Here is a 761-nt window from a genome sequence, read left to right on the forward strand (position 1 = left end):
TTCATTTCTGGCTCGCTCGATGGGAACAGCTTTTGCAGTAAGAACCAAGCGATGGTCAATTGCACTAAGACAAAAGGTAAGCCCATCATCATCCATGAGAGGAAGTCGATGGTGTTTTCTCCAGTGAGATATTGCAGTGCGATGGCGTTCGGTGGCGTACCTATTGGCGTCGCAATACCACCCGTATTGGCGGCTATTGGAATACACAAAACCAGTGCTTTAATGCCTAAGTCACCTTTCGGTGCTGACGCCACAATAGGGCCAAGTAGCGCTAACATCATGACCGTTGTTGCGGTATTGGACATGAACATGGAAAACACCGCGGTGATCAACATCAGTCCGAGCATGATGAATTTGGGCTGGTTGCCAAACGGTTTAAGCAACACGCGAGCGAGGTTGTTGTCGAGCTCATACTTAGAGGCGGCAATCGCTAATGCGAAGCCGCCCATAAAAAGAATAATGATTGGTGACGAAAAGGCAGAGAAGATATCAGTGTAGTTGATCAGCTCGCCAAGATCGTGCCCTGGTGGTGGATTGCGAAACAGATGCAAGCCTTTGTCAGAAATCATGATCAGTTCGAGAGCGATAATAAGAATGGACGTAGCAAAAACGGGAACCGGCTCAAGAACCCAAAGTAGGGCAGCAAGAAGAAAAATGGCCAACAAGCGATGCTGAATTAAAGTGAGATCATCAATGGGAATAGCATCAATCGGCATCATCAAAACACCGAGCGGAATTAAAAAACACACCAGCAATTTAGC

1 protein-coding gene is annotated in these 761 nt (G+C 47.0%); it reads right to left on the minus strand.

What is annotated here, in order from left to right:
- On the minus strand, window positions 1–761 hold a 761-nt coding region (locus R8N28_RS27400), incomplete at both ends, for an SLC13 family permease (RefSeq protein ID WP_318183940.1).

This window comes from Vibrio sp. Vb1554 (assembly GCF_033344235.1).